This window comes from Brevundimonas sp., assembly GCF_032107865.1.
GTDB lineage: Bacteria > Pseudomonadota > Alphaproteobacteria > Caulobacterales > Caulobacteraceae > Brevundimonas.
Map to the genome: position 1 here is coordinate 1 of NZ_DAMCNG010000168.1, position 5,942 is coordinate 5,942.

The 5,942-nt window shown below is 67.3% G+C and carries 7 protein-coding genes, 1 tRNA gene and 1 pseudogene; 4 read left to right on the forward strand and 5 right to left on the reverse strand.

All coding sequences use genetic code 11. From position 1 onward, the window contains the following. From RT567_RS12640 to RT567_RS12655, 4 genes and pseudogenes are all read left to right on the forward strand, one after another. Window positions 1-512 (forward strand): annotated as a pseudogene (locus RT567_RS12640) (VCBS repeat-containing protein); the annotation flags it as partial. Between the two features lie 115 nt (window positions 513-627). Beyond that, complete coding sequence (locus tag RT567_RS12645) at window positions 628-2,097, forward strand: sigma-54 dependent transcriptional regulator (protein WP_313576675.1); 1,470 nt, start codon at window positions 628-630, stop codon at window positions 2,095-2,097. 81 nt (window positions 2,098-2,178) lie between these two features. Continuing rightward, a complete protein-coding gene (gene hdhA / locus RT567_RS12650) occupies window positions 2,179-2,940 on the forward strand; it encodes a 7-alpha-hydroxysteroid dehydrogenase (protein WP_313576676.1) in 762 nt (253 codons plus the stop codon). An 82-nt stretch (window positions 2,941-3,022) separates the two neighbouring features. After that, entirely contained in the window at window positions 3,023-3,664 is a 642-nt protein-coding gene (locus tag RT567_RS12655) for a hypothetical protein (protein WP_313576677.1), read from the forward strand. 62 nt (window positions 3,665-3,726) lie between these two features. Here the strand turns inward: RT567_RS12655 and RT567_RS12660 are convergent, their stop codons facing one another. The 5 genes from RT567_RS12660 to RT567_RS12680 all read right to left on the reverse strand — a co-directional run bounded on the left by RT567_RS12660 (window position 3,727) and on the right by RT567_RS12680 (window position 5,685). Next, the gene (locus RT567_RS12660) at window positions 3,727-4,293 is read right to left on the reverse strand and encodes a hypothetical protein (RefSeq protein ID WP_313576678.1); all 567 of its coding nucleotides are present in this window, start codon (window positions 4,291-4,293) and stop codon (window positions 3,727-3,729) included. A gap of 71 nt (window positions 4,294-4,364) precedes the next feature. Beyond that, on the reverse strand, window positions 4,365-4,679 hold the full coding sequence (locus RT567_RS12665) for a hypothetical protein (protein ID WP_313576679.1): 315 nt from the start codon (window positions 4,677-4,679) through the stop codon (window positions 4,365-4,367). A 101-nt stretch (window positions 4,680-4,780) separates the two neighbouring features. Beyond that, window positions 4,781-5,053 (reverse strand): DUF2312 domain-containing protein, encoded by a 273-nt coding sequence (locus RT567_RS12670; RefSeq protein ID WP_003165749.1) that lies wholly within the window; start codon window positions 5,051-5,053, stop codon window positions 4,781-4,783. Window positions 5,054-5,355: 302 nt separating this feature from the next. Beyond that, window positions 5,356-5,481, reverse strand: a complete 126-nt coding sequence (gene ykgO, locus RT567_RS12675; RefSeq protein WP_003165750.1) for a type B 50S ribosomal protein L36 — start codon at window positions 5,479-5,481, stop codon at window positions 5,356-5,358. 127 nt (window positions 5,482-5,608) lie between these two features. Beyond that, window positions 5,609-5,685 (reverse strand) — tRNA-Ala (locus RT567_RS12680). Between the last annotated feature and the right edge of the window lie 257 nt (window positions 5,686-5,942).

The following is a 5,942-nucleotide window of genomic DNA, read 5'->3' on the forward strand; positions in this document are numbered from 1 at the left end:
GCGCCGCCCTGGCCGAGCTGACGAAATCCTCCGACGCCGAGGTCGCCCGCCGCGCCAAGGCGGCCCAGGCCTCAACCTCGCGCTATGACGTCGAGGAAGCCGCCCTGCCGCCGCGCGCGCCCACCATCGCTCCCTGGCCGGCGGACAAGCCCCTGCCCGCCGCCTTCCTGGCCCCGGCGTCGTCCGGCGATCCGCGCTACACCTGCAACAGCGACTACAACTGTCTCGCCGCGCAGCGCGACCTGAACGGCGACGGCCGCGATGAGATCCTGCTGGCGACCGCCTTCAACATCGCCCTGTTCGCACAGGACGCTGAAGGCCGCTGGGTCCATCAGGGCGACTATCAGGTTCCCCATTGTCCCGGCCCCGGCGGCCGCGACCTGCGTGAGGCGCTCAAGCATCCCGATCTCAAGGCCGCCGCCTCGCCGTGGCCCGATCTGAACATGGGCGCCGTGACCGGGCGGCTGCAGCCCGAAACCGTCTGCCCAAACCCCGCCGCCGTTAACCCCTGACTCAGGTCTCCGAAACCCGATCTTCATTCCCTCCGTTCTAGGGTTGTGTCGAAACGAGCCAGTCCCGAACCAATGAGGACGGCCGTTCGATGGTGATGTTGAAGGGTGTGCTCCAATGGCCAAGACCGTTCTGGTCGTCGACGATGATCCCACGCAGCGCCGCCTGATTCAGGCGGTGCTGGACCGTGAAGGCTATGCGGTCGTCCACGCCGAAAGCGGGGGCGAGGCCATCGACCGTCTGACCAAGGGCGGCGGCGCCGACGTGGTGCTTCTGGACCTCGTCATGCCCGGCCTATCGGGCATGGAGGCCCTGGCCGAAATGCGCACGGCGGGCGTAGCGACGCCGGTCATCGTGCTGACGGCCAACGGCGGCATAGAGACGGTGGTCAAGGCCATGCAGGCCGGCGCCCAGGACTTCTTCGTCAAGCCAGTCGGCCCCGACCGCCTGCTGGTCGGTGTCCGTAACGCCTTGCAGATGACCCAGCTGACCGCCGAGATCGGCCGCCTGAAAAAGCGCGCTGCGGGCCGCTCCTCTTTCGACGACATGGTCGGCGACAGCGCCCCCATGCGCATGGTCAAGGCGCTGGGCCAGCGCGCGGCCAAGTCCTCCATCCCCGTGCTGATCACCGGCGAAAGCGGCGTCGGCAAGGAAGTCATCGCCCGCGCCCTGCACGGCGCCTCGGACCGGGCGGGCAAGCCCTTCATCGCCGTGAACTGCGGCGCCCTGCCCGCCAATCTGGTCGAGTCGATCCTGTTCGGCCACGAGAAGGGCGCCTTCACCGGCGCCCATGAGAAACACGCCGGCAAGTTCGTCGAGGCGAACGGCGGCACCCTGTTCCTGGACGAGATCGGCGAGCTTCCGCTGGACATGCAGGTCAAGCTGCTGCGCGCCCTTCAAGAGGGCGAGGTCGATCCCGTCGGCGGCAAGCGCCCGGTCAAGGTCGACGTCCGCATCGTCTCCGCCACCAACCGCGACCCGGCCCAGCAGGTGAAGGAGGGCGCCTTCCGCGAAGACCTCTTCTATCGGCTGAACGTCTTCCCGATCGAGGCCCCGGCCCTGCGCGAACGGCGCGAGGACATCCCGGCCCTGGTCGAGCACTTCATCGCCCGCTTCAACCTTGAGGAAGGCAAACGCGTCGCCGGTTGCTCGCCCGAGACCCTGGCCCTGCTGCAGGGCCACGACTGGCCCGGCAACGTCCGCCAGCTGGAGAACGCGGTCTATCGCGCCCTGGTCCTGGCCGACTCGCCCCTGCTGCAGCCGCACGACTTCCCGGCCATCTCGGGCGTCGCCGTGCCGCTGGACGCTGTGGCCGCCGCACCCCGCGGCGAAGACGCCCCCGCCTCGGCTTCCACGTCCGTCGCGACCGATGACGACGGCCAGCACGACAGCCCGGTCCGCATCACCGATGACCGCGGCCACGTCCGCACCCTGGAGCAGATCGAACGCGACCTGATCCAGCACGCCATCGAGGTCTATTCCGGCCACATGTCCGAAATCGCACGCCGCCTGGGCATCGGCCGCTCCACCCTCTATCGCAAGGTTCGCGAACAGGGCCTGGAAGAACAACTCAAGGAAGCCGGCTGAGAGCGTCCCAAGGCCCCGGGCGCAGGAACCCTCGCGCGCGCCTGACGCTTCCCTCGTGAGATTTCACACAAGGGCTGCACGATGGACGCGCATTTCCGATTGGACGGTCACGTCGCCCTGGTGACGGGCGCAGGGGCCGGAATCGGCCGCGCCATCGCGGAGACCTTCGCCGCGGCGGGCGCCGCCGTGGCCGTCACGGACCTGGATGCAGCCAAGGCCCTGGCCGTCGCGGACGGCGTGGTCCGGGCGGGCGGGCGCGCCGTCGGTCTAGCCTGCGACGTCACCGACGAAGCCCAGCGCATCGCGACTGTCGAAGCCGTGGTCGCGGCCTTCGGCAAGCTGACCCTGCTGGTGAACAATGCGGGCGGCGGCGGTCCCAAGCCCTTCGACATGCCCATGAGCGATTTCGAGCGCGCCTATCAACTCAACGTCTTCGCCCCCTTCCGCTTCATGCAACTGGCGGCGCCGCACATGCAGGACGCAGGCGGCGGGGCGATCCTGAACATCACCTCCATGGCCGGGGACAACAAGAACGCCCGCATGGCTTCCTACGGCTCGTCCAAGGCGGCGGTCAGCCACCTGACCCGCAACGTCGCCTTCGACCTGGGTCCGCGCGGCGTTCGCGTCAACGCCATCGCGCCAGGCGCGATCAAGACCGACGCCCTGGCCGGCGTCCTGACGCCCGAGATCGAGCAGGCCATGCTCAAACACACGCCCCTGGGTCGCCTGGGTCAGCCCGAAGACATCGCCCGCGCGGCCCTGTTCCTGTGCTCGCCCGCCGCGTCGTGGATCAGCGGCCAAATCCTGACTGTCTCCGGCGGGGGCGTTCAGGAACTGGACTGACCCACGATATTGGGGGCTTCCAACAGGCGGCGCTTCCGGCCACAGGTCTCTTCTCAGTTCAATCAGGGGGGAGCCCGTCCTCTTGTTTCGTCATACCGCCGTCGTCCTGACCGTGGCGTCCATCGCCGCCCTGACCGCCGCCTGCTCCAACCCTGAGGCCCCGGCCAAGGCGTCCAAGGTCGCCCTGCCGCCCGAGTGCGAGAACCATCCCCTGCTGGCCGCCATGCCGACGGCCCAGACCATCGCCGGCAAGCCGCTGACCGAGGTCGAGTGCCAGGCCTTCTCGGTCTCCATGACCTATGGCGAGCCGGGGACCAGTACAGAAATCCTGCTGATCGATTCCAAGGCGCAGGTTCCCGAGGAAAGCGGCCCCCTGTCCGGCCTGCTCGCGGGCGCTCAGGAGACCGCCTACAAGAGCGCCGTCACCGCCGTCGAAATGACCAAGGGCGTGCGCGAGATGGGCCTGTCCTCTCCGACAGCCCTCGCCTCAATCGGCGGCGAGAACTACCTACCCGTGGTCATGGACGGCCCGACCAGCGAAGCGGTCGTCATCGGCGTCGAGCCTCAGGATTCAGGCGGCCGCGTCGGCTCCATGATCAGCGTGCTGAAGGGCCGCTATGGCCTGACCGTCTACATCGAACAGGACGACCTGTCCGGCGCCGCGGCCGCCCGCACGGCCTATCAGCCCTATCTGTCGGCCATGCGCCTGAACGCCCTGCCCTAGACGGCGAAAAGGGCGGCGGAGTTCGCCTCCGCCGCCCTTCACCAGCTTTATCTTTTCCGATGTCAGTTCCGGCTGACCGTCAGGCTATAGCCGCCTTCCGACCCCCGGCGCGCCGTCGCGCGAGGCTGGAAAGGGGTGATGACGTAGGTCGTGTCCTTCGAGGCCTTCAGCTCGGCCGCCTGACCGTCAACCTCGCCCCGGAACACGGCCGCGCCGCTCTGGTCAGCCGCATCGCTGATGTTGAAATACAGATTGGTGTTCGATGGCTTGAAGGCGACCTTCAGCGTCTGACCCGACGCCACGGGCACGGCATACACCGGCGCCGCATAGCCCTTCACCATCCCCTCCTTCGTCACCGTGCCGACCCGGTCGAACGTCAGCACCTCCAGCGTGGAGCCTGCATCGCGGACGAACGTGCGCGCCGCCGCTTCATCAACGGCGGGCAGCGTCTGGGCTGCGTCCGGCGCCGGGCTGACCGCCTGGGGCGCTGTCGCGGGGCCGCCGCTGAGATCCGGCGTCGCTTCCGAAGCCGCCTCGGGCGCCGCGCCCGGACGATCCCCGCACGCGGCCAGCGCCAGGCTCAAGCTCAGAAGGCCGCCGGTCAGGGCGGCGGGGGCGAAGCGTTTCATCAGTCTTCTCTTTCAAGAGATATGGAAAATCCGTAGGCGAAACGCACGGCCAAGCTGGACGGTTGCAGACCTCATTCGCCTTCATCAGGCGCGGGCGCGGCCTCTCCACGACGCCGTCCGAATCGACGCGGCTCGCCCTTGGCCTTGGCCGTGATCTCTTTCAGCTTACGGCCCTGCATGGCCGACAGGGCCTGGCCCGGCGCGCCCTTTTCCGGGTCGGCGAAGGCGCGGCCATGGGTCTGGATTCGCTCGCCCACCGAATCGAGGAACTCGCCCTCCCACTCGGACAGGGAAACGCCCGCCTTCTCTGCCGAGCGACGGGCGCGTTTCAGGGCGTTGAGCGCAGATCGCTTCGCCGCCTCCTTCTGCTGCTCCCAGGGGCTCAGAGAAGGTTTGGTTTTAAGGGCGCCGCCGCCCTTCAGGCTGCTGGAGCGTGAAGGGCCGTCGCCGGAGGGCTTGAAGGGCGTGCGCTTCAGGCCCGCCTCCCTCAGATCTCGCCGAGAGCCGAGAGGTAGAGGTCCAGAATCGCTTCTTCTTCCTGACGCTTGGCCTTGTCCTGCTTGCGCAGGCGCAGAACCTTGCGCAGCACCTTGACGTCATAGCCCTCGCCCTTGGCTTCGGCGAAGACCTCCTTCATGTCGACCATGACGGCCTGCTTGTCCTCTTCGAGGCGCTCCAGGCGCTCGATGATGGAGCGAAGGCGACCCTGGGCCGTGGCGGTCAGGACGTCGGGGCTGGCGTCGAAGGAAGCGTCGTCCATGACTGAACTCCAGAACTCAAAATCAGGCTGCGCCCTCAAACAGGCCGAAGGCCGTTAGGGCAGGAAGAACTGCGCCCTCAAACAGGCCAAGGGCCGTCAGGGCAAGAGAAAACCACGCCCTCAAGCAGACCACAGGTCGTTAGGGCGTCTAAGAAAGAATCACTAATCACGCGCAGGCGCAGGGCTCAACGCCGGACGCGAAAAAGCCGCGGACAACGCCCGCGGCCCTGTGGATAGTCACCCATCCACCGACGTTCAGCGCGCCTCGCCTGCTATAGGCCGGGCGCGCCGGTCGCGCGTGATCAGCCTTGCTTGGCTTTGAAGCGCGGATCGGTCTTGTTGATGACGTACAGAACGCCCTTGCGACGAACGATCTTGCAGTCGCGGTGGCGACCCTTCAGCGACTTCAGCGAGCTACGGACCTTCATGGTCGGATGTCCCGGTTGGAGGCCCGTGAGGGCGAGTAAAACAAAAGAGCCGCGGGCGAACCTGCGGCGGAGGCGGTCGTATAGAGAGGCCTTCGCCTTTCGTCAACATTCCGCACGGGGAATCCGCTGGAGGCCTGGCCCCCGAGTCGAACGGAGGATCTCCGGACTTGCACGTCCGGCGCGTCGCCCCTCCGCCACCAGGCCGTGCTCAGGGAACGTTGCAATGTAAATTCGGCGGATTAACCGCCCGCTTTCAAGAATGGTTAACGCCGTTTTCACCCTTATCACGGAAACTGATCCTGCCTTCGCGCGCTTGTGATTGGTCGTGGAATTCGGGGGCGTTAGCCTGTGACTATGCGTATCGCTTATCGTCTTCTGTTGTTGGGTTCGGTCGCCGCCTGCACCCCCATGGTTCCCACGCCGCCGCAGCCCCAGCCTGCGCCGCCGCCCGTGGTCGAGCC

What these genes read in the sequence shown, in the direction of transcription:
- RT567_RS12670 (WP_003165749.1), bottom strand. Translation starts at nt 5,053, where the DNA reads ATGGACGACGCTTCCTTCGACGCCAGCCCCGACGTCCTGACCGCCACG.
- hdhA (WP_313576676.1), top strand. Translation starts at nt 2,179, where the DNA reads ATGGACGCGCATTTCCGATTGGACGGTCACGTCGCCCTGGTGACGGGC.
- RT567_RS12660 (WP_313576678.1), bottom strand. Translation starts at nt 4,293, where the DNA reads ATGAAACGCTTCGCCCCCGCCGCCCTGACCGGCGGCCTTCTGAGCTTG.
- ykgO (WP_003165750.1), bottom strand. Translation starts at nt 5,481, where the DNA reads ATGAAGGTCCGTAGCTCGCTGAAGTCGCTGAAGGGTCGCCACCGCGAC.
- RT567_RS12645 (WP_313576675.1), top strand. Translation starts at nt 628, where the DNA reads ATGGCCAAGACCGTTCTGGTCGTCGACGATGATCCCACGCAGCGCCGC.